The 19,883-nt window shown below is 44.7% G+C and carries 20 protein-coding genes, 1 tRNA gene and 1 pseudogene; 11 read left to right on the plus strand and 11 right to left on the minus strand.

The window, feature by feature from the left end:
* Positions 1–166 precede the first annotated feature (166 nt).
* Entirely contained in the window at positions 167–589 is a 423-nt protein-coding gene (gene mscL, locus ICN43_RS01895) for a large conductance mechanosensitive channel protein MscL (protein WP_216196938.1), read from the minus strand.
* A gap of 137 nt (positions 590–726) precedes the next feature.
* Here mscL and petA point away from each other — a divergent pair, with 137 nt between their 5' ends.
* The 9 genes and pseudogenes from petA (at position 727) to ICN43_RS01940 (ending at position 7,560) form a co-directional block, all read left to right on the plus strand.
* Positions 727–1,329 (plus strand): ubiquinol-cytochrome c reductase iron-sulfur subunit, encoded by a 603-nt coding sequence (gene petA / locus ICN43_RS01900; RefSeq protein WP_216196939.1) that lies wholly within the window; start codon positions 727–729, stop codon positions 1,327–1,329.
* 10 nt (positions 1,330–1,339) lie between these two features.
* Complete coding sequence (locus tag ICN43_RS01905; RefSeq protein WP_216196940.1) at positions 1,340–2,740, plus strand: cytochrome bc complex cytochrome b subunit; 1,401 nt, start codon at positions 1,340–1,342, stop codon at positions 2,738–2,740.
* A 29-nt stretch (positions 2,741–2,769) separates the two neighbouring features.
* Positions 2,770–3,543 carry a cytochrome c1 gene (locus ICN43_RS01910; RefSeq protein WP_216196941.1) on the plus strand — a complete coding sequence of 258 codons (774 nt, stop codon included), beginning with the start codon at positions 2,770–2,772 and terminating at the stop codon, positions 3,541–3,543.
* Between the two features lie 78 nt (positions 3,544–3,621).
* Complete coding sequence (locus tag ICN43_RS01915) at positions 3,622–4,233, plus strand: glutathione S-transferase N-terminal domain-containing protein (protein ID WP_216196942.1); 612 nt, start codon at positions 3,622–3,624, stop codon at positions 4,231–4,233.
* Positions 4,234–4,264: 31 nt separating this feature from the next.
* Positions 4,265–4,633 (plus strand): annotated as a pseudogene (locus ICN43_RS01920) (ClpXP protease specificity-enhancing factor); the annotation flags it as partial.
* A gap of 51 nt (positions 4,634–4,684) precedes the next feature.
* Positions 4,685–4,760, plus strand: a tRNA-Thr gene (locus ICN43_RS01925).
* 88 nt (positions 4,761–4,848) lie between these two features.
* Positions 4,849–6,333, plus strand: a complete 1,485-nt coding sequence (locus ICN43_RS01930) for a tetratricopeptide repeat protein (protein WP_216196944.1) — start codon at positions 4,849–4,851, stop codon at positions 6,331–6,333.
* Positions 6,323–7,000 carry a glycosyltransferase gene (locus ICN43_RS01935; RefSeq protein ID WP_216859718.1) on the plus strand — a complete coding sequence of 226 codons (678 nt, stop codon included), beginning with the start codon at positions 6,323–6,325 and terminating at the stop codon, positions 6,998–7,000. The genes ICN43_RS01930 and ICN43_RS01935 overlap by 11 nt, the downstream gene beginning before the upstream one ends.
* A gap of 2 nt (positions 7,001–7,002) precedes the next feature.
* A complete protein-coding gene (locus tag ICN43_RS01940; protein ID WP_216196945.1) occupies positions 7,003–7,560 on the plus strand; it encodes a hypothetical protein in 558 nt (185 codons plus the stop codon).
* Here ICN43_RS01940 and ICN43_RS01945 read toward each other — a convergent pair.
* The 6 genes from ICN43_RS01945 to hemA all read right to left on the minus strand — a co-directional run bounded on the left by ICN43_RS01945 (position 7,549) and on the right by hemA (position 13,847).
* Positions 7,549–8,868, minus strand: coding sequence for an MFS transporter (locus tag ICN43_RS01945; protein ID WP_216196946.1), 1,320 nt, complete (start codon positions 8,866–8,868; stop codon positions 7,549–7,551). The two genes, ICN43_RS01940 and ICN43_RS01945, sit on opposite strands and share 12 nt — an antisense overlap.
* Positions 8,869–8,871: 3 nt before the next feature.
* A complete protein-coding gene (rmuC, locus tag ICN43_RS01950; RefSeq protein WP_216196947.1) occupies positions 8,872–10,146 on the minus strand; it encodes a DNA recombination protein RmuC in 1,275 nt (424 codons plus the stop codon).
* 30 nt (positions 10,147–10,176) lie between these two features.
* Positions 10,177–10,485 (minus strand): Grx4 family monothiol glutaredoxin, encoded by a 309-nt coding sequence (grxD, locus tag ICN43_RS01955; protein WP_216196948.1) that lies wholly within the window; start codon positions 10,483–10,485, stop codon positions 10,177–10,179.
* Positions 10,486–10,591: 106 nt separating this feature from the next.
* Entirely contained in the window at positions 10,592–11,440 is an 849-nt protein-coding gene (gene prmC, locus ICN43_RS01960; RefSeq protein ID WP_216196949.1) for a peptide chain release factor N(5)-glutamine methyltransferase, read from the minus strand.
* A gap of 10 nt (positions 11,441–11,450) precedes the next feature.
* Positions 11,451–12,530, minus strand: a complete 1,080-nt coding sequence (gene prfA / locus ICN43_RS01965; protein ID WP_216196950.1) for a peptide chain release factor 1 — start codon at positions 12,528–12,530, stop codon at positions 11,451–11,453.
* On the minus strand, positions 12,531–13,847 hold the full coding sequence (gene hemA, locus ICN43_RS01970) for a glutamyl-tRNA reductase (protein WP_216196951.1): 1,317 nt from the start codon (positions 13,845–13,847) through the stop codon (positions 12,531–12,533).
* A 19-nt stretch (positions 13,848–13,866) separates the two neighbouring features.
* Between hemA and ICN43_RS01975 the strand changes: the two genes are divergently transcribed.
* Positions 13,867–14,148 (plus strand): hypothetical protein, encoded by a 282-nt coding sequence (locus ICN43_RS01975; RefSeq protein ID WP_255533381.1) that lies wholly within the window; start codon positions 13,867–13,869, stop codon positions 14,146–14,148.
* On the opposite strand, the gene ICN43_RS01980 is transcribed toward ICN43_RS01975, so the two are convergent.
* From ICN43_RS01980 to ICN43_RS01995, 4 genes are read right to left on the minus strand one after another with little or no spacing between them, the layout of a single operon-like run.
* A complete protein-coding gene (locus ICN43_RS01980) occupies positions 14,145–14,921 on the minus strand; it encodes a uracil-DNA glycosylase (RefSeq protein WP_216196952.1) in 777 nt (258 codons plus the stop codon). The genes ICN43_RS01975 and ICN43_RS01980 overlap by 4 nt on opposite strands.
* Entirely contained in the window at positions 14,921–16,705 is a 1,785-nt protein-coding gene (locus ICN43_RS01985) for a M61 family metallopeptidase (RefSeq protein ID WP_216196953.1), read from the minus strand. The genes ICN43_RS01980 and ICN43_RS01985 overlap by 1 nt, the downstream gene beginning before the upstream one ends.
* Positions 16,706–16,717: 12 nt before the next feature.
* A complete protein-coding gene (locus ICN43_RS01990; protein WP_216196954.1) occupies positions 16,718–17,434 on the minus strand; it encodes a DsbC family protein in 717 nt (238 codons plus the stop codon).
* The gene (locus ICN43_RS01995; RefSeq protein ID WP_216196955.1) at positions 17,427–18,701 is read right to left on the minus strand and encodes an FAD-dependent monooxygenase; all 1,275 of its coding nucleotides are present in this window, start codon (positions 18,699–18,701) and stop codon (positions 17,427–17,429) included. Before ICN43_RS01995 ends, ICN43_RS01990 begins: the two co-directional genes overlap by 8 nt.
* Positions 18,702–18,740: 39 nt before the next feature.
* Here ICN43_RS01995 and ychF point away from each other — a divergent pair, with 39 nt between their 5' ends.
* Complete coding sequence (gene ychF, locus ICN43_RS02000) at positions 18,741–19,835, plus strand: redox-regulated ATPase YchF (RefSeq protein WP_216196956.1); 1,095 nt, start codon at positions 18,741–18,743, stop codon at positions 19,833–19,835.
* Positions 19,836–19,883: the final 48 nt, after the last annotated feature.

Below are 19,883 nucleotides of genomic sequence, written 5' to 3' on the forward strand. Positions count from 1 at the left end.
AGCGGCTGCCTTGCAAGCACCACTTCACCTGTCGGCGTAAACTGTGAATATGATCAGAACACTCCGCTATGGCAAATGCCTGTGGTATGCCAAGGCCGCTAATGAATTAGCTGGCCGTACGATGCGGGTCTACAAGTTTGAAAGGGTGCAAGCACCCTGATTTAATCTACTTTTTTAAGCTATCCCTAATCTCTCTTAGAAGAATAATATCTTCTGGGGTTGGTGAGGCTGGAGGGGCATCCATAGCCCGTACCTTGTTCACAATCTTGACCATCTGAAAAATCACAAATGCCAGCAAAATAAAGTTGATGGAGATGGTGATGAAGTTGCCATATGCAAAAATGGGGACTCCAGCCTTCTTGAGAGCATCAAATGTGCGAGGTACACCTTCTGGGATCTTGCCAAGCACTAAAAATAGGTTGGTAAAGTCAATATGCCCCCCAAGTAGGGTTGAAATGATGGGCATGACAATGTCATTTACTAGGGAGTCGACGATTTTCCCAAAAGCCCCTCCGATGATTACGCCAACTGCTAAATCAATCACATTGCCTTTGACTGCAAAGTCCCGAAACTCTTTTAAAACCGCCATAAATACCTTTCTTTCCTATTAGATTGAGATTAACTCAAGATTAACCCCATAACTTACTTGCATACCCCACTTTTTACTTTAAAATCTTAGCTTTAAGCAATTTCGACCTATAAATGCTCTTCCGAGGAATTTTGTAAATGAGTGACAAGCCCTGTATGGACAAGGATCGCCGTAATTGGTTGATCGCTACGTCAGCGGTTGGCGGCGTTGGTGCTGCAGCAGCCCTTTATCCTTTTGTAGATAGTTTTGAGCCCTCAGAGAGAGCTAAGGCGGCTGGAGCTGCAGTTGAGATTGATATTTCCGATATGAAGCCCGACGAGATGCGGATGGTTGAGTGGCGTGGAAAGCCTGTTTGGGTGGTACGCCGTACCCCTGAGCAGGTTGCTGAGCTCTCTAAAATTGACTCAGAGCTTGCAGATCCAGATTCATTAAGAGATCCAGCTCAATTCACCCCACCTTATGCCCAAAATCAATGGCGCTCCATCAAGCCCGAATATATGGTGGTAGTGGGTATTTGTACGCATTTGGGTTGCTCCCCTACACCTAAGTTTGAGGCTGGTGCCCAGCCTTCTTTGCCTAACACCTGGCAGGGTGGTTTCCTATGCCCATGTCATGGCTCAACCTTTGATATGGCAGGCCGTGTATTTAAAAACAAACCAGCCCCAGACAATATGGAAGTACCGCCACATATGTATTTGAGCGATACCAAGATTCTGGTTGGCGAAGATAAGAAGGCCTAAGGAGAGATAAATGGCATTTCACGAAAAAGAAGTCCCAGCGGACGCATCCGGAGCCCAAAAGTTAATGGCTTGGGTGGATTCACGCCTGCCTGTAACAGAAGCTTTTAAACGTCACATGAGCGAGTATTACGCTCCAAAAAACCTAAACTTTTTCTACATCTTTGGCGCATTAGCCATTGTTGTATTGGCCATACAGATTATTACCGGTATTTTTTTGGTAATGAACTACAAGCCAGATGCTGCTAAAGCGTTTGAATCCGTTGAGTACATCATGCGCGAAGTGCCATGGGGTTGGTTGATTCGCTATATGCACTCTACTGGCGCTTCTATGTTCTTCGTTGTGGTTTACATGCACATGTTCCGTGGCTTAATTTATGGTTCATATCGCAAACCTCGTGAGCTTATTTGGATCTTCGGTTGTGCAATCTTCTTGTGCTTGATGGGCGAAGCCTTCTTTGGTTACTTGCTTCCATGGGGTCAAATGTCCTATTGGGGTGCTCAAGTGATCGTGAACTTGTTCTCTGCTATCCCATTGATTGGGCCAGACCTTTCTTTATGGTTGCGCGGAGATTATGTCGTTGGTGACGCAACACTGAATCGCTTTTTTGCATTTCACGTGATTGCTATTCCACTGGTATTGATTGGATTAGTTGCGGCTCATATTCTTGCTTTGCACGAAGTAGGCTCAAATAATCCTGACGGAATAGAGATTAAAGATACGCTTGATGCGAATGGTCATCCAGTTGATGGCATTCCATTTCATCCGTTCTACAGCGTGCATGACATAATGTACTTAGGTGGTTTCCTGATTATTTTTGCGGCAATAGTGTTTTTTGCGCCAGAAATGGGCGGATATTTCTTGGAAGCGAATAACTTTATTCCTGCAAATCCATTTGTAACTCCAACGCATATTGCACCGGTTTGGTATTTCACACCGTTCTATTCAATGCTGCGTGCAACTACTTCGAATTTCTTATTACCACTGTGGATTTTCTTGGCCGTGATTTTGGGAATGTTTGCACTCAAGTCCAACAATATTAAGGTCAAGGGTGCTTGTGCAGCAATTGCAATTGTGTTGGCTGCAGGCTTCTATGCGTTTGATGCGAAGTTTTGGGGTGTTGTCATCATGGGCGGTTCAGTTGTCATACTGTTCTTCTTGCCCTGGTTAGACCACTCCCCAGTGAAGTCGATTCGTTATCGTCCACAGTTCCATAAATATATCTACGGAGTATTTATTGTGAGCTTTGTCATCTTGGGCTACTTGGGTATCGAGCCGCCATCACCCGTATTTGAAAAGATTTCTCAGATTTGTACGATTTACTATCTGGGCTTCTTCTTGGCAATGCCTTTTTGGAGCAAGCTTGGTACATTCAAGCCAGTTCCAACTCGCGTTACTTTTAAGTCCCATTAATTCAGATATCCGAGAAATTAGGAACTAGTATGAAACGAATTCTGCACACATTGATGGGCATCTGTCAGGTTACAGTTTTGGCTGTTGCCCTTGGTTTTGGTTTAACTGCAAATGCAAGCGAGGGTGGTTTCCCATTAGAGACTGCCCCAAATCGCGTTAGCAATAATGCTTCTTTGCAAAACGGAGCCAAGATATTTGTCAACTATTGCTTGAACTGCCATTCGGCCACAAGCATGCGTTACAACCGCTTGCGTGACATTGGTTTGACTGATCAGCAAATCAAAGATAACTTGATTTTGACTGATGCTAAGGTTGGCGACCTGATGACGATATCCATGACACCAAAAGAAGGCAAGGCATTCTTTGGTAAGACGCCTCCTGATTTATCTGTTGAGGCTCGTGCACGCGGTAATGATTGGCTCTACACGTATTTCCGCACTTTCTATAAAGACGACACCACTCAAACTGGTTGGAATAACTTGGTCTACCCGAACGTCGGTATGCCGCATGTTCTTTGGGAGTTGCAGGGTGAACGTGCCGCAAAGTTTGAAGAGCGCAAAGATCCACATGATGCGAGTCGTATGGAAAAAGTGTTCGTGGGCTTTGAGCAACTAACACCCGGAACTATGAAGCCACAAGAGTATGACGATAATATTGCTGACTTGGTTGCTTTCATGTCCTGGATGGCAGAGCCTGTACAGCTCGAGCGTAAGCGCCTTGGCGTTGTTGTGCTGATCTTTTTGGCGATCTTTACTTTGTTAGCATGGCGTTTGAATAAAGCTTACTGGAAAGATATCCATTAAGTTTAAGCTTTAACGGATTTAAGCCGCAGCAGGTTATGCGTTTGTTGTATTGAAGTAGATATTTAAGGAAATCAATTTATGATGGTGTTGTACTCGGGCACAAACTGCCCATTCTCGCAACGCTGCCGTTTGGTGCTTTTTGAAAAAGGCATGGACTTTGAGATCCGTGATGTGGACTTGTTTAACAAGCCAGAAGACATCTCGGTGATGAACCCTTATGGCCAAGTTCCAATCTTGGTTGAGCGTGACTTGATCTTGTATGAGTCAAACATCATCAATGAATACATTGATGAGCGCTTCCCTCATCCCCAATTGATGCCGCCTGACCCTGTTGCACGCGCACGCGCACGTCTCTTCCTTTTCAATTTTGAGAAAGAATTATTTGTTCATGTCTCAGCCCTGGAGAACGAAAAAGGCAAACCAGCAGAGAAGTCTCATGAAAAAGCGCGTTTAGCTATTCGTGATCGCTTAACTCAGCTTGCCCCGATTTTTGTGAAGAACAAGTACATGTTGGGCGAAGAGTTCTCTATGCTTGATGTAGCTATCGCCCCTTTGCTGTGGCGTTTAGAGCATTACGGTATAGACCTCTCGCGTAATGCAGCCCCTCTCTTGAAGTACGCGGAGCGTATTTTCAGTAGGCCTGCTTACATTGAAGCCTTAACTCCTTCAGAGAAGGTAATGCGCCGCTAAGCGGCTCATTATTCAGGCTAGCAAAATAGGCATGTCTGATATCCCAAGCAATAAACCCTACCTAATCCGTGCCCTACATCAGTGGTGCACGGATTTTGGTTTTACACCCTTTATGGCGGTATTTGTAGACTCTAGTGTTGAAGTCCCCATGGAGTTTGTGAAAAAGGATGAAATTGTTTTAAATCTATCGATTGAGGCATGCCATCAGCTACAGCTAGAGAATGACTGGATCAGTTTTCAGGCAAGATTTGGTGGGGTCCCAAGAAAAATCATGGTTCCGGTAAGCCACGTTTTGGCAATCTATGCGCGAGAAAATGGTCAGGGGATGTCCTTTCCTTTTGATGCTAGCGAGTCGAAAAAGTCCAAAGACATAAGCCCTGAGAATGCTGAAAAGCCAAAAGCTAGTAGACCCATCTTTACAATTGTGAAATAGGTTAAAATATTATCCGTTGCCCCTTTAGCTCATCTGGTAGAGCAACTGATTTGTAATCAGTAGGTGGTCTGTTCGAGTCGGACAAGGGGCACCACCATCTCCTAATCAATTTAATCTCAAGATAAAAAGAGTTTAGAGATTCTATAGGTTGATTATTGCCATAAGCATTTGGGAAGAAAAGAATGAGCAACCAACTTAACTTTCTTCTTAATCAAGCATTACTTTATATTCAAAGCAGTAACTTTAGCAGCGCTAAATTGCTTTTGAAGCAAATCATCAAAGTGAGGCCAAATCATTCTGAGGCACTCAGATTATCTGCAGTCATTTCTGCCCAAGAAGGTCATAATAATCTCGCGTTAGAGATGATCGAAAAAGCCATTCTTGCCGATAAAAGAAACGGGATTGCTTATAGCAATCGAGGGAATATTCAACTCAGCCTGGGAATGCTATCAGAAGCGATTGCATCTTATGAGGTGGCAATCAAGCAGAGCCCTTCATATGCAGAGGTATATAGCAACCTAGGCAATGCCTATCAAGAGCTTGGTGAAAATACAAAAGCCATTGATTTATATAAGAGGGCAATTTCAATTGATTCAAATAACCCTGAAGTTTTTTGTAATTTAGGCAACGCTTATTGGAAGCTAGATATGCTGGGGGATGCAAGGAAAAGTTATGGGAGGTCGATTGAGCTGGCGCCAAGCCATGTGAATTCATTGCATAATTTGGCCCATTTAGACTTGCGCGAATTTAATTTTTCTGAAGGCTGGGATCGGCATGAGGCTCGATGGTTTATAACTGAGCAGGATAGGCCCATAGCAATAAATTCATCTAGGCCACGGTGGGACGGTCTTCCAAGAGATGGTCGTTTGTTTATTTGGGCTGAGCAGGGAATTGGTGACCAAATTCTATATGCATCAATGCTGAAAAATTTAGACCAGTATCCGCAAACCAAGATTGTCTCAGTTGATAAAAAATTAATCCCTATTTTTCAGAGGTCTTTTCCAAGCATAAAGATCGTGGATAAAGATATTGATTTACCAGAGGAGGATTATGACGAGCAAATTCCCATGGGAAGTCTTGGACAGATTCTGAGATCTTCTATAGAGTCTTTTAAGAGTGCAAAGTTTCCATATCTCCTTCCAAAATTACCTCAGACCGATGGCCTTAACTTGAACAAGCCATCAGAGGGTAATATTCAGTGCGGATTATCTTGGAAGAGCGGTCGTGCCAAGCTTGGAGTGAATAAAAGTATTCCAATCCTATCGTTGGCGCCATTACTAAGCCTTAAGGGGATTAATTTTGTCAATCTCCAGTATGGAAATGTCGGGGATGAAGTCGATTTAGCTAGGAATGATCTTGGGGCGCATATCCAAATCATTGAAGATATTAATCTTTATGACGACATTGATGGCCTGATATATATTTTGGATGCATGCAATATAGTTCTGACAACGAGCAATTCGACCGCCCATTTTGCCGGCGCTCTGGGCAAGGAAACCTTGTTATTGCTCCCTTGTGGAAATAGTAGGTTTTGGTACTGGCATGATATAGATGGGATAAGTCTATGGTACCCATCTATAAGGGTATTTAAGCAAGAGAGGTATGGGGATTGGTCCAAGCCAATTGGGGAATTAAAGACATACTTGGAGAGTAGATTTGCAATCTAAGATATCAGTTGTTGTTGGGTTTGATCAGCGCGAGGCAGTCGCTTACCATGTCTTTTGTCAAAGCGTTATTGAGAAATCGAGCACTCCAATTCAATTCTTGCCTTTAGCGGAAAATAACTTACGTGAATATAAAGAAGTACACACTGATGGAAGTAATAAATTCATTTATTCTCGATTCCTAACTCCATTTTTAATGAATTATTTAGGCTGGGCAATTTTTGCCGATGGGGATATGGTTTGTCAGACAGATATTTCTGAGTTGTGGGCTTTGCGTGATGAATCTAAGGCTGTGATGGTTGTTAAGCATGACTATAAAACAAAAGCTAGTAAAAAATATCTAGGCAATAAGAATGAAAACTATCCAAGGAAAAATTGGTCTAGCCTAATTTTGTGGAACTGTGCGCACCCGTCTAACAAGCTGTTATCACCGGAGTTTATTCAGAATCAACCCGGCTCCTATCTCCATAGATTCTCATGGCTTACTGATGATTTAATTGGCGAACTCCCAATCGAGTGGAATTGGCTTGCTATTGAGTACCCTGAAAATCCTGGCGCAAAGCTAATTCATTACACTCTTGGAACACCATGCTTTAAAGATTATGCTATGGAATCTATGTCCCATCATTGGAAAAAGGTTTATGACAGAAGTGCTGAAGGGTTTGATTGATAATGGATAGAGCTACAATTTCTTATGAATACCTTTTGGAGCAGAAGGCGCTTCACCAGAACCCAAATTATGGCGTTGCATCCCTTTCTTTCGCCCCAATAGTAGCTGACTTTATTCGTCAGACTGGCGTTCGAACGATTTCTGATTATGGTGCTGGCAAGAAAAATTTATTAGTAGGGCTAAAAAATGCAGGGGTTGATCCTATTGAATATTATCCCTATGATCCTGCATTTGAGGATTATGGAGAGCCCCGTAGTGCAGACTTAGTTTGCTGTATTGATGTTTTGGAGCATATTGAGCCTGAGAGGCTTGAGCATGTGCTTTTAGAATTATCAAAGATAACATTGAATTTTGGATTTTTCTCTATACACATGGGTCCTGCAGCCAAAATATTATCAGATGGACGAAATGCCCATTTAATTCAAGAGCCTAGCTCTTGGTGGCTCCCAAGATTAACAAAGTATTTTGAAATTTTGCACTTGCAATCCCACCACATGATGGGAGATGGGATTTGGATTGTTGTACGACCTAGAAATAATTCTGGTACGCTAGCTAGCTAGATTAATTTTTCTAGTCTCCGGTAAATAGAGTATTGCCACTATTGCGCCACTAGCTAAAAAAATAGTCGGATACCAAAGTCCTACAATGCTACTTTCCCAGGATTGATTCAACCAGGTCACAATAAGTGGAAGAAGTCCCCCAATCCAGCCTGCAGCGAGGTTATGGGGCAGAGTGGCTGCGCTATTTCTGGTTTTAGCTGGGAAAAGTTCTGCAAGTAGGGCTGTTTGTGGGCCAACTACTAGTGCAAGGATTGTCGATAGGCCAATCAAGACGCCTGTTATCAATAAGATAGATCCGTTATTACTTTGTAGTAAATAAAACGCTGGCAGAATTACTGTGGCACCTAAGATCAGGCCACTGACAACCACAGGCTTTCTGCCAATCTTGTCTGAGAGCCATCCTGCGAATACGGTGAGGGGTAATAGGGCAATCGTGGCATAAACACTCAACTGATCTACTAATTGAGGAGCTAGCTTGACAGAAGTCTTCAGAAAGATAGATGTATAAACCTGTACGCAGAAAAAGAGTACTGCACCCCCAGCAGAGATGCAGAAGAAAAGTAGAAACATTCTTTTTCTGGTTTCGGGATCTTTGAGGTTATCTCGTAATGGACTCTTTGATTGAGCCTCTTTATTGCTTAGCTGTAAATATATTGGCGTCTCTTCTAAAGCCATTCTTGCTTTAAATGCAATTAATAGCAAAAGTAGCGAAATCCAAAATGGCACTCGCCAGCCCCAGGATAGAAATTCTTCTGGAGTGAGGTAGCTCTGAAGTAGGGCAATTTGTAGAGTTGACACCAAGATACCCAGCGGCCCCATTAGCTGTAGGAAGCTGGTTTTAAAACCGCGATTGGATTCACCGGCATGCTCGGTTAGATAGACTGCGCTTCCCCCAATTTCTCCTCCTGCTGAAAGACCCTGAAGTAGTCTGAGGCTAACTAGCAGAATGGGTGCCCAGATCCCGACTTGAGCATAGGTCGGCAAAAAACCAACGCAGACTGTAGCAATGCCCATGAGGGCAATGGTGATCATAAAGACGGGGCGCCGCCCAATGCGATCGCCAATACTTCCAAAAATGGCTGCTCCTATAGGTCTCACGACCATACCTACTCCGAATGTCGCAAGGCTCGCTAAGAGGGCTGTACTAGGGTCGCTTGATGGGAAAAAGAGGGGGCCAAAAGCTACAGCCAGAGTAGCAAAAGTAAGAAAATCGTACCACTCTAGAAAGGTTCCAAAGCAGGCTGCAATAGCTACTTTTCTATAGGAGTGCTTTGAAGCCGGTGTTTCTGATGCGTGCGTAGCAGTCAATTTTTATTCAAAGTCGGTTGACGATTCAATTAAGGGGGCAGATAAATTTTTACTTGGCTTAACACCGAGCTCACGCACTTTTTCTGCAGTACGAATCAGATTACCTTTGCCAGATTTCAGTTTATTAAATGCATCGTGATAACTCGTTTGGGCTTGATCTAGGCGTTGACCGAGTTTTTCAAGATCATCTACAAATCCAACAAACTTGTCATAGAGCGTGCCACATTGTTTTGCAATTTCTAGAGCGTTGCGATTTTGATGATCTTGACGCCAGAGATGCGCAACGGTTCTGAGCGTAGCCATCAAGGTACTTGGGCATACCAGCACAATATTTTTTGCTAGTGCCTCTTGGTACAAGTTAGGAGCCGTCTTCAAGGCTAGCAGAAATGCGGGTTCAATTGGCACAAACATCAACACAAAGTCTACTGAGCCAATGCCGTATAAGGAGCTGTAGTTCTTACTTGAAAGCCCTTGAATGTGTTGTCGAAGAGACTGAATATGTGCCGTCAGTTCTTGTTCTGAGATGGCCGGATCGGTTGCCTCTGCATGGCGTGAGTACGCGGTAATAGAAACCTTGCTATCGACTACAAGACTTCTACCTTCTGGCAGCTTAACTACAACGTCCGGCTGAAGACGTGAGCCATCAGTCTGAGTGTGGCTATCTTGAACGAGGTATTCTTCGCCCTTACGAAGCCCTGAAGATTCAAGAATGGACTCTAAAACCAATTCACCCCAATTACCTTGCACCTTCGAGTCGCCCTTCAGCGCTTGGGTCAGCGAACGTGTCTCATCTGACATACGTAAATTCAGATTGGCTAGACGCTCGATCTCATTCTTCAGCGCAAAGCGTTCTCGTGCTTCATTGCCATAGGAGGTATTTACCTGCTCTTTAAATTCAGCAAGCTTGGTTTGCAGTGGTTTGAGTAATGCATCTAGATTGGCAACATTCTGCTCGGTGAAGCGCTTCGATTTATCCTCCAGGATTTCATTGGCTAGATTTTTGAATTGATTTGTAAGCGCTTCTTTAGCCTCATTGAGGGATTCAATTCTGCCCAAGCCTTGCTTACGCTCAGAATCCAGCGCCGCCTCAAGTCGAATCGCATTTTGTAATGCCTGATCACGCTCTACTCGTAAACTGGCAGAAAGTGCAGCATCAGTTTGAATTTGCTGCTCAACTCTAGTGAGGGCTGAGCGTAAATTGAGTGCATAGACTAAAAGGCCTGCGCACATACCCAATGGCAGGCCAAATAGAAGAAGGGAGCCTAAGTCAAAAGTCACTGATGAAGCAGACCCAAAATCAGTTGGGTATTAGGCTTTAACTAATTGCTGTAACTCACCACTTTGATGCATCTCAGTCATGATGTCTGATCCACCAATGAATTCACCATTGATGTAGAGCTGAGGAATAGTTGGCCAGTTAGAAAATTCTTTAATCCCCTGACGAATATCTGCATCGTCTAAAACATTCACTGTATGTAGTGTTTCTACGCCACATGAGCGCAGGATATTAACTGCATTTCCAGAGAAACCACACTGAGGAAATTGGGCGTTACCCTTCATAAATAAAACAACGGGATGGCTGCTAACAATTTCTTGAATTTTTGCTTTGGTATCCATAATTTTTTTCCTAAATTTATGCTGTAAGGCGCTCTTGATTTGCAAGGAGCAATCGGAGTAATTTTAAGGCTATCTTGGGAAAAAGGTTACTCCCGATGTTTGGTTTTTACAGTCTATTTCGCCCAGAGCTTACTCGGAGGTGTCCTGCTAAATCTGGGTGTACCTGTATATCCACCAAACCTGTGGCTTGCATCAGTTGGGCGACCGCCCCCGATTGATCAAAGCCATGCTCAAGGGCTAGCATGCCACCGGGCTTGAGGTGATTAAGGGCGCCGATAATAATTAGCTCTAAACAGCTCAATCCGCTCCCAAAATCGGTCAATGCTGACGCAGGCTCAAACCGTAAATCCCCTTGAGTGAGATGGGGGTCTTGATTAGCAATATATGGTGGATTGCTCAAAATGAGGTCAAACTGGCTTTGTGGGCTTATCGCCTCATACCAACTGCCTTGAAAAAAATCGACCTGATTTGTCAGATGAAGTAATTTGGCATTTTGTCTCGCAATAGTTAAAGCCTCCAGCGATTGATCAGTTGCGATGAGCGATGCAAGTGGAGATGCGCTTGCTATAGCCAACGCAATCGCCCCAGAACCTGTGCCCAGGTCTAATACTTTGGTGGGCGTATTGTGTTTGGCGATTTCAACTAGGCCAATATCTACCAAGAGCTCAGTCTCGGGACGTGGAATCAGTACCCCGGGCCCTACCTTCAGCTCAATATGATGAAACCCTTTCTTACCCAGGATATAGGCAATGGGTTCGCCTTGTAATCTCCTGGAGACTAGGCTATCCCACTCTTGAGAGGCGCTTGTATTTAAGCTCATATCGTCACGGGATAACAAAGCTGAGCGAGGGAGTTGATAGTGTTTCTCTAGCACGAGAGCTAGCAGTATCCTCGCCTCATTCGCTGGCAATGCGCAATTACTCAGCAAAGCACGTAAAGACTGGCTTTCACTCATTCTGGTTGCATTAAGTATCGCCAAGTGCTGCAAGTAGCTCTGCCTGATGCTCCGATGCTAAGGCATTGCAAAGATCATCTAGATCGCCATCCATCATGGCATCGATTTTGTAGAGCGTGAGATTGATGCGGTGATCAGTAATGCGACCCTGCGGAAAGTTATATGTCCGGATACGATCACTACGATCCCCGGATCCAATTAAAGACTTTCTAGTTTGCGCTTCGAGCTGGTGTTTTTCACGTTCACGTGCATCCATGATGCGTGAGACAAGAACTTTCATGGCTTGCTCGCGATTACGATGCTGACTGCGATCATCCTGACACTCAACCACCGTACCCGTTGGTAAATGGGTAATGCGGACAGCAGAGTCTGTTTTATTAATATGCTGCCCTCCAGCACCTGAAGCCCTAAATGTATCAATGCGCAGTTCGGCGGGATTGATTTTCACGGCTTCTAACTCGTCGGCCTCCGGCATGACTGCTACTGTACAGGCTGATGTATGAATGCGTCCCTGAGTTTCTGTTTGAGGTACGCGTTGAACCCGGTGACCACCCGATTCAAATTTGAGGCGCGAGTAGACTGATTGACCTACTAAGCGCAGGACAACTTCTTTATAGCCACCCAGATCGGATTCAGCAGCATTGACAACTTCCACCTTCCAGCCTTGGCGTTCTGCAAAGCGCGTGTACATTCTGAGTAAGTCGCCTGCAAAAAGTGCGCTCTCATCACCACCAGTACCCGCCCGAATCTCTAAGAAAACATTACGCTCGTCATTTACGTCTTTAGGTAGAAGCAGTTTTTGAAGAACGCTTTCGAGCCCAAGCATTTTTGCCTCAGCTTCTTTTTGCTCTTCATCGGCAAAGTCCTTCATTTCAGGATCTTTACGCATCTCTTCGGCAGCTTGTGCATCTGCCTCAGCCTGTTTGTAAAAACCAAATTGCTCCACTACCGCTGCGATATCAGAATGCTCGCGTGTGAGCTTCCGATAGTTATCCATGTCTTTCGTGGACTCTTCAGTGGTTAATAGGGAGTTGAGTTCGGCTAAGCGTGTATCTAGGTGGTCTAGCTTAGCCCGCATGCTGGGCTTCATCTAATGGTCTTCTGGCTTGGAGTGCGAGGTGAATAATTTAGGGAGCAACTTAATCAGGACATCACGCTCGGCACCATTAGAGTGTTGTAAAGCATGTAAAGAGCCATGCAGGAACTTATTCGTTAAGCCTTGGGCCATTGCGTTAAGAACTTCTTGGGGGTCTTCACCACGCATCAACCTTTTCATCGCGCGATCCAATTCGAGCTGTCTAAGATGTTCACCTTGCTGTTGAATATCTTGAATCAGAGGAACCGTTTTGCGACCTTGCATCCAGTGCATGAAGTTACCAACACGATCTTCAATTATTGCTTCAGCCTGACTCACTGCAGCTTGACGTAAGGAGGTTCCCGTTTGAATCATGACACCTAAATCATCTACCGTATAAAGATATACATCATTTAGTCTCGATATTTCAGGCTCAAAGTCACGGGGTACAGCTAAATCAATCATCACGATCGGCTTATAGCGACGCTGCTTTAGCGCGCTTTCCACCATGCCTAAGCCAATAATAGGAAGTGAGGATGCAGTGCTTGAGATGATGATGTCAAATTCATGCAGTCGCGAGGGAAGCTCAGACAATTTGAAAGATTCCGCTTCAACATCTTGAATCGAAATCGAGTCTGCCAATTCTTGCCCACGTTCAATAGTTCGATTAGCAATGGCTACTGTTTTTGGTTTACGCGCAACGAAATGCGTGGCACATAAGGTGATCATATCGCCAGCGCCAATAAACAAAACACGTTGATCTGCAATGCTTTCAAAAATACGTTCAGCCAAACGAACTGAGGCGGCTGCCATCGAAATCGAATGCGCGCCTATTTCTGTAGAGCCACGCACCTCTTTTGCAACGGCAAAGGTTTTCTGAAAGAGTTGATTGAGGTAAGTGCCAAGAACACCTGCATCATTTGCAGTGCGAACAGCATCTTTCATTTGCCCCAAAATTTGGGTTTCACCAATCACCATGGAATCTAATCCACAAGCAACTCTGAATGCATGACGTACCGCATCAGACTGCGGTAGTGAATAAATATGAGGTTGTAAGCTACTAGGAGCTAGCTGTTGAGTTTTTGCAAGCCAGTCAAAAGTAGCTTCATGTAATAGGCTAGCTGCATCTGCATCATTTGCAGCGCAATAGACTTCAGTGCGATTACAAGTTGACAGAATGGTGGCCTCGGGCAGCCCGGCCTGATTCGTGCCAACGAGATGTTGGCGAAGATCGTGCAACGCTTCTTGAAGAAATTCAGGATCAAAGGCGACCTTTTCCCGAATGGCGACCGGCGCTGTGTGATGATTGATGCCGAGTGTCAACAACTTCATAATGGTGATTATAGATTTGATGGCGGCAATATTGGGGGCAACAATGGGGTTTTTGGCTTTTCTGGTGATTGGCGGCTTAACTGGCGTATTTGCTTGGGTGTTCTACCCTGGAGGGCGTCAATCTAAGTCTAGAGCCAAGAAATTATTGATGGCTGCCTTGATTGGCTTCATAGCTGCCCTGACTAGCTCGTATGCAGGGCAATTTACAGGCTTATTTCAGTCAGGCCAGATGCTGGAATGGCTAAGTGCTATAGGGGCCTCTTGCCTTGTAGGCAGCCTTTATGCCGCAATGAGTCATTAGTTGAATAAGTTGGCCTGAGGGGTGGCGTAGCTATTTTTCCCCGTTGGTGCAACCCAGCTAATGGGACTTTCTTGATGTTTTGCTAGCCATTCATTGGCTTTAGTGAAATGCCCGCAACTTGTCTTTGCGCCGGGCTCCAGAAAGGGTCGATCTGTTTTGTAGACCCCCAGACCAGAGGGATGTGAGGATTGAAGAATCAATTGCTCTGATGCTGCTTCAATCAGGGGCAGCTTTGATTGGGCATGACCACCCCATAGCATCCACACCAAATGGGGTTTTTGTAGTGCTAGGGCGCTAATAAGCTTATCAATAAGGGATTTCCAGCCTAAATTGGTATGGCTGCCGGCGTCACCTAATTTGACGCTGAGGGCGGTATTGAGCAGCAATACACCTTGCTCAGCCCAAGCGTGAAGATCACCATTCGGAAGGATCCCAAAACCCTCTAGGGCTAGCGCTTTGCTGATATTACGTAAAGAGCTAGGAAATTGACGTGAATTTCTTGGGATACTGCCAGGAATTGAAAAAGCTAGTCCTTGAGCAAGTCCCGGAGAGTGATAAGGATCCTGACCAAGGATCACAACTTTTACCTTGGCAAGCGAAGTCAGCTTAAGCGCCTTGAAGAAGTTCTGCGGTTCAGGGCAAATCTTCCCCTCTTCTTTATTGAGCTCGGCCCTAAGATTGGTTTGTAGTGTTTCCCACCCCAAAGACTCAAAATAATCTCCGAGCAGGGCGCGCCAATCTTCCGGAATATCGGCCGCAGAAAACGAATACATTAGTTAGAAGGGGTGATGGTGTATTGAGCTGGAATTTGATCATCCTTAAGAACAGTCATGCATTCGTGCTCTAAGTCATCTCGGTAAAAGCAAATTTGAATTGACTGTCCCGTCATTAGGCTAGATAAAACTTTATCCCAGCGCGCTGCAGTAATACGTTCACCATTGATGCTTGCCAGAAGGTCTCCAGCCGCTAGGCCGGCTAATTGAGCAGCTCCCCCATCAAGCACATGAGTTACCTTAAGCCAGCCAGCAATCTCGGCATGGCGTAATCCCAGTTGTAATTTAATTTTTTCAAGCTTGGAGTGAGTTTTATGTTTAACCAGAATTGTTTTCGAATCAATCCATTTTTTAATTGGAATATCTTCTGCGCCAAAAATATAGCGAGATTTAAATTCAGACCAGGTTTTCAAGAATCCTTTACCAAACAATTGGTGTATCAACTCATCCAAACCATCTTCCGCAATCCCCTCTAGTGTGACTCCATGGGTTTGCCAAATGAGACGCATCAAATCATCTAGAGATTGATGATTGTTAGTGAAAGCGCGAATTTTTAAATCTAAACCTAGGGCTAGTAATGCACCTTTGCCGTAATAGCTTACTACCGCATTTGGAGTGTTCTCATCAGCTTGATAGTATTTAGTCCAGGCATCAAAAGAGCTATCTGCTAGGCTTTGCTTGAGTCGTCCTGGCCCACGCAGAATGCCATTCCAGTTATTGGCAACCAGCTGAAGATAGGTTGTGAGATCAATGCGATTACTGCGGAATAGCTGTAAGTCATCGTAATAGCTGGTAAAGCCTTCAAATAACCAGAGTAGGTGCGTATGGTTTCTGCGATCAAGTTGGTATGGTTGAAATGCTTTAGGTTGAATACGCTTTACCAGCCAAGCATGAAAATACTCATGACTGCAGAGACCTAAAAACTCACGATAGGACGCTTCATCCAAAGGAGAATTCACTTGAGGAATCTGATCGCGACGACATAGTAGAGCAGTGCTGTTGCGATGCTCAAGTCCTCCATATCCGGAGAGAACGGCATTAACTAAAAATAAATAATTTTGGAAGGGCGCTCTTTTAGTCTTTGGTTCAAAGAGATTAATTGTGGAGGTACAGATAGCCTGAAGATCTATTGCTAAACGCTCTAAATCAATTTCATGAACGCAGCCTTGAATCGCCATGCTATGTGATACACCATTCGATTTCCAGTGAGTAATTTGAAACTCACCCATAGCCACAGGATGATCAAGCAGATCATCATAGTTTTTAGCCAAATAAAATCCATAGCCTTGGGTATCTGCTTTCGCGAGCTGTAATCCTGTCTGCACAGTCCAGTGATTTGCGCATGCATCTTTAGGGGGAATAAGCACTAGGGCGCATGGCAAAGACTCTTGCCCTTTGACTGCTAAGCATAGACTACTGGGATTGATAAATGCACGCTCAGTATCAAGATAGGCTGCACGTACTGAAGAATCAAATGCATATACCGTTGTCAAAATCTCTACTGGACCAGCTACTTTAGGTAGCCACCACTGATCATTATCAATACGCTCTAGCGGCAGAGATTCATTGGGGTTGGCAAGAGCAAAGGCTTCAATGGTTTCAATTTGCTTACTGAAATCCCGAATCAAATAACTGCCTGGAATCCATGCTGGCATTTGTAGAATTTGTCCATTAGGCAATGGATTTTCAATGTGCAATTTCACATGAAAGCGATGGCCGTGAAGGTCTTCCGACCAAATGGTGTATTGGATTAAAGGCAGATCAGAGGTGTTCAGTTTATTCATCAGCATGACCCATTACTTCAGGCTATTAAATTTCTTTTCAATGTCAGTAATTTGAACAGCGCCTGGAAAGCGGCTGCCATCAGTAAAGAAGATGGTAGGGGTGCCTGTAATGCCATAGGTTTTCGCAAAAGCCATGTTTTTATCTAGAGGTGTGCTGCAGTCACTTTTGCCGCTCGGTGTGATGCCATTAATCATCCAGTCAACATAGCTTTTCTGGGGATCGGCAGAGCACCATATTTGCTTGGACTTCTGTGCAGAGTCGGGTGATAGGATGGGAATCAAATAGGTATAGATTGTGACGTTGTCTAATTGCTGAAGTGATTTATCCAGACGCTTGCAGTAGCCACAGTTCGGGTCGGAGAAAACAGCCATCTGACGACTACCGTTACCACGCACAAACTTTAAGGCGTTTGATGGATTGAGCTCAGACCATTTAATACGGTTGAGATCTAACTGTCGCTGTTCGGTAATATTTTTGCCTGTAGCAAGCTCAACGACTTCACCTTGGATTAAATATTTACTGTTGGCATCAGTATAAAAAATCTCATTACCAATAAGTACTTCATAAATTCCAGGAATGGGTGAGGCAGAAACACTTTTAACTTTGGTGTTAGCACCTAACTTCTTTTGTAACTCAGATCTGACCTGCTGGTCTGATTGTGCATTGGCTAGGCCTGTTAACAGAGTGAGTGAGCAAATTAAGGCCAAAGTAGAAAATAATTTATTCAAAATCAATATCTCCGAGGGCGCGCTCAATCAGGCGCCGTTTAATAAAGTGACTGCGATTCACTAAGCCCAATCCCCAATTACGTAATTGCTTTTCAGTGCTACTGCTTGCTGAAAATAGTTTTTTAAGTCTATCTGTTACCCAGAGCAGTGCACTGGTATCGCCTTGCCGTTGACGCTCGTAACGACGCAGTAACACGATGTCATGTAATGATCGGAAAGATTCGCGTTTACTCAAAATATTGAGCAATGTTGCAACATCTCTTAATCCCAGGTTGAGACCTTGCCCAGCTAGTGGGTGCATGACATGGGCCGCGTCCCCAATAAGAAGTGCTTTCGGATTTTCGGCAGGACCAATAAATCGATTTGCCCGAATTCGTCTAAGTGGGAAAGCTGCTGGTGTTGAATGTAGCGTTAGCCTTCCAAGCTCAGCAACTATTGCACCATGAGCAATTGAGGAAAACATCTCATTCCATGCTGACGAGTCTAGCTTTAAAAGTTCCGCAGCGTTTTCTGGTGAGGTAGACCACACCATAGAAACCTGCTTATTAGGCAATGGCAGCATGGCCACAATATCACCGCCTGGTAAAAACCATTGATATGCTGTTTCCAAATGGGCGTTGCTGCAAATCCAATTAGCTACCACCGCACTCTGTGAATAACTTTCTTCTTGCATAGAAATACCTAGCTCAGCACGAATGGGCGAGTTGGCACCATCAGCAGCAATTAGCAATTGGGCTCGCAAGGCGGATCCATTTTTCAGATACAGAGTTGCCCCATCAGAATCCATCTGAATGTTTTCCACTGCATCACTGACGCGCTCCAATTTATTTTGAAAACGGGAGGCTTGATCCAAGGTGTATTCGATGACATTCGATTCGCCAATCCAGGCTAATTGGGGTGTTCCCGCTTCAAAAGCAGACAGATGTAGTTGATCTTGTTTTTCTCCGCGATCACCAAAAATCCGCATATCTCGGACAGGCTGCAAGCGACTGTGATCAATGGCGTCCCAAACCTGTAGCTTAGCTAATAATTTTTGGGTGCTAGGAGAAAAAGCGTAAATCCGTTGCCCCCATTGATCACCTTGAGGGGCGGCAATAGCTTGCCCCAAGTCAGGAGCGATTTGAATGGTTTGTAGGCCAAGTTGAGCTAGCCCTAGGGCGCAAGCCTTGCCTGCTATACCTCCGCCTACGACGACGACATCGGCCGTACGCATTTGGGGGGTATTTTTAGACAATTTAGTGGAGATATTCTGGTGAACTTCTGACATATCTCGATGATATCGAAACTAGCCCTTTACAATACGGCTATGTCTTTGAAATGTGGCATCGTCGGCCTGCCTAACGTCGGCAAATCTACCCTCTTTAACGCGCTTACCAAGGCTGGAATCGCGGCGGAAAACTATCCCTTCTGCACGATCGAGCCTAATGTGGGTGTGGTCGAGGTTCCTGACCCCCGTCTTGCCGCTTTGGCTGAGATCGTGAAGCCCGAGCGTATCCTGCCCGCAGCAGTTGAATTTGTCGATATTGCTGGCTTGGTGGCTGGAGCTTCCAAGGGTGAGGGTCTGGGCAATCAGTTTTTAGCGAATATTCGCGAAACTGATGCGATTACCCATGTGGTGCGCTGTTTTGAGGATGCCAACGTGATTCACGTGGCTGGAAAGATTGATCCGATTTCTGATATTGCCGTGATTGATACCGAACTAGCCTTATCCGATCTAACAACAGTTGAAAAAACACTCCAGCGTTCAAGCAAGGCCGCTAAATCAGGCAATGATAAAGAGGCTGCTGCTCTGGTAGCTGTTTTAACGAAGGTGCAGGCCCACTTGGATCAAGCTCAGCCGGTGCGTAGCTTAAAGCTGACGGAAGAAGAGAACTTACTTTTAAAGCCGCTTTGCTTAATCACTGCAAAGCCAGCAATGTATATTGCAAACGTCAAAGAAGATGGCTTTGCCAATAATCCTTATTTAGAGGCGGTGATGCAGCATGCAGCCAAAGAGGGTGCACCAGTAGTTGCAGTATGTGCAGCAATCGAAGCCGAGATCGCTGATTTAGATGACGCTGACAAAGTTGAGTTTTTGGCCGATCTAGGCATGGAAGAGTCTGGCTTAGATCGTGTCATTCGTGCTGGCTATAAGTTATTAGGCCTGCAGACCTACTTTACTGCTGGTGTTAAAGAGGTTCGCGCCTGGACAATTCACCAAGGCGATACTGCCCCCCAAGCTGCTGGGGTGATTCATACTGATTTTGAGCGCGGTTTTATTCGTGCACAGACCATTGCCTATGAAGACTACATTCAATTCAAAGGTGAATCTGGTGCCAAAGAGGCTGGCAAGATGCGTGCTGAAGGTAAGGAATATGTTGTCAAAGATGGTGATGTTTTGAACTTCCTATTTAATGTTTAAATTTACCCCATAATTAAAAAAGCCCTTAACTAGTAAGGGCTTTTTTAA

It is taken from the genome of Polynucleobacter sp. UK-Mo-2m-Kol15 (genome assembly GCF_018881505.1).
Classification (GTDB): domain Bacteria; phylum Pseudomonadota; class Gammaproteobacteria; order Burkholderiales; family Burkholderiaceae; genus Polynucleobacter.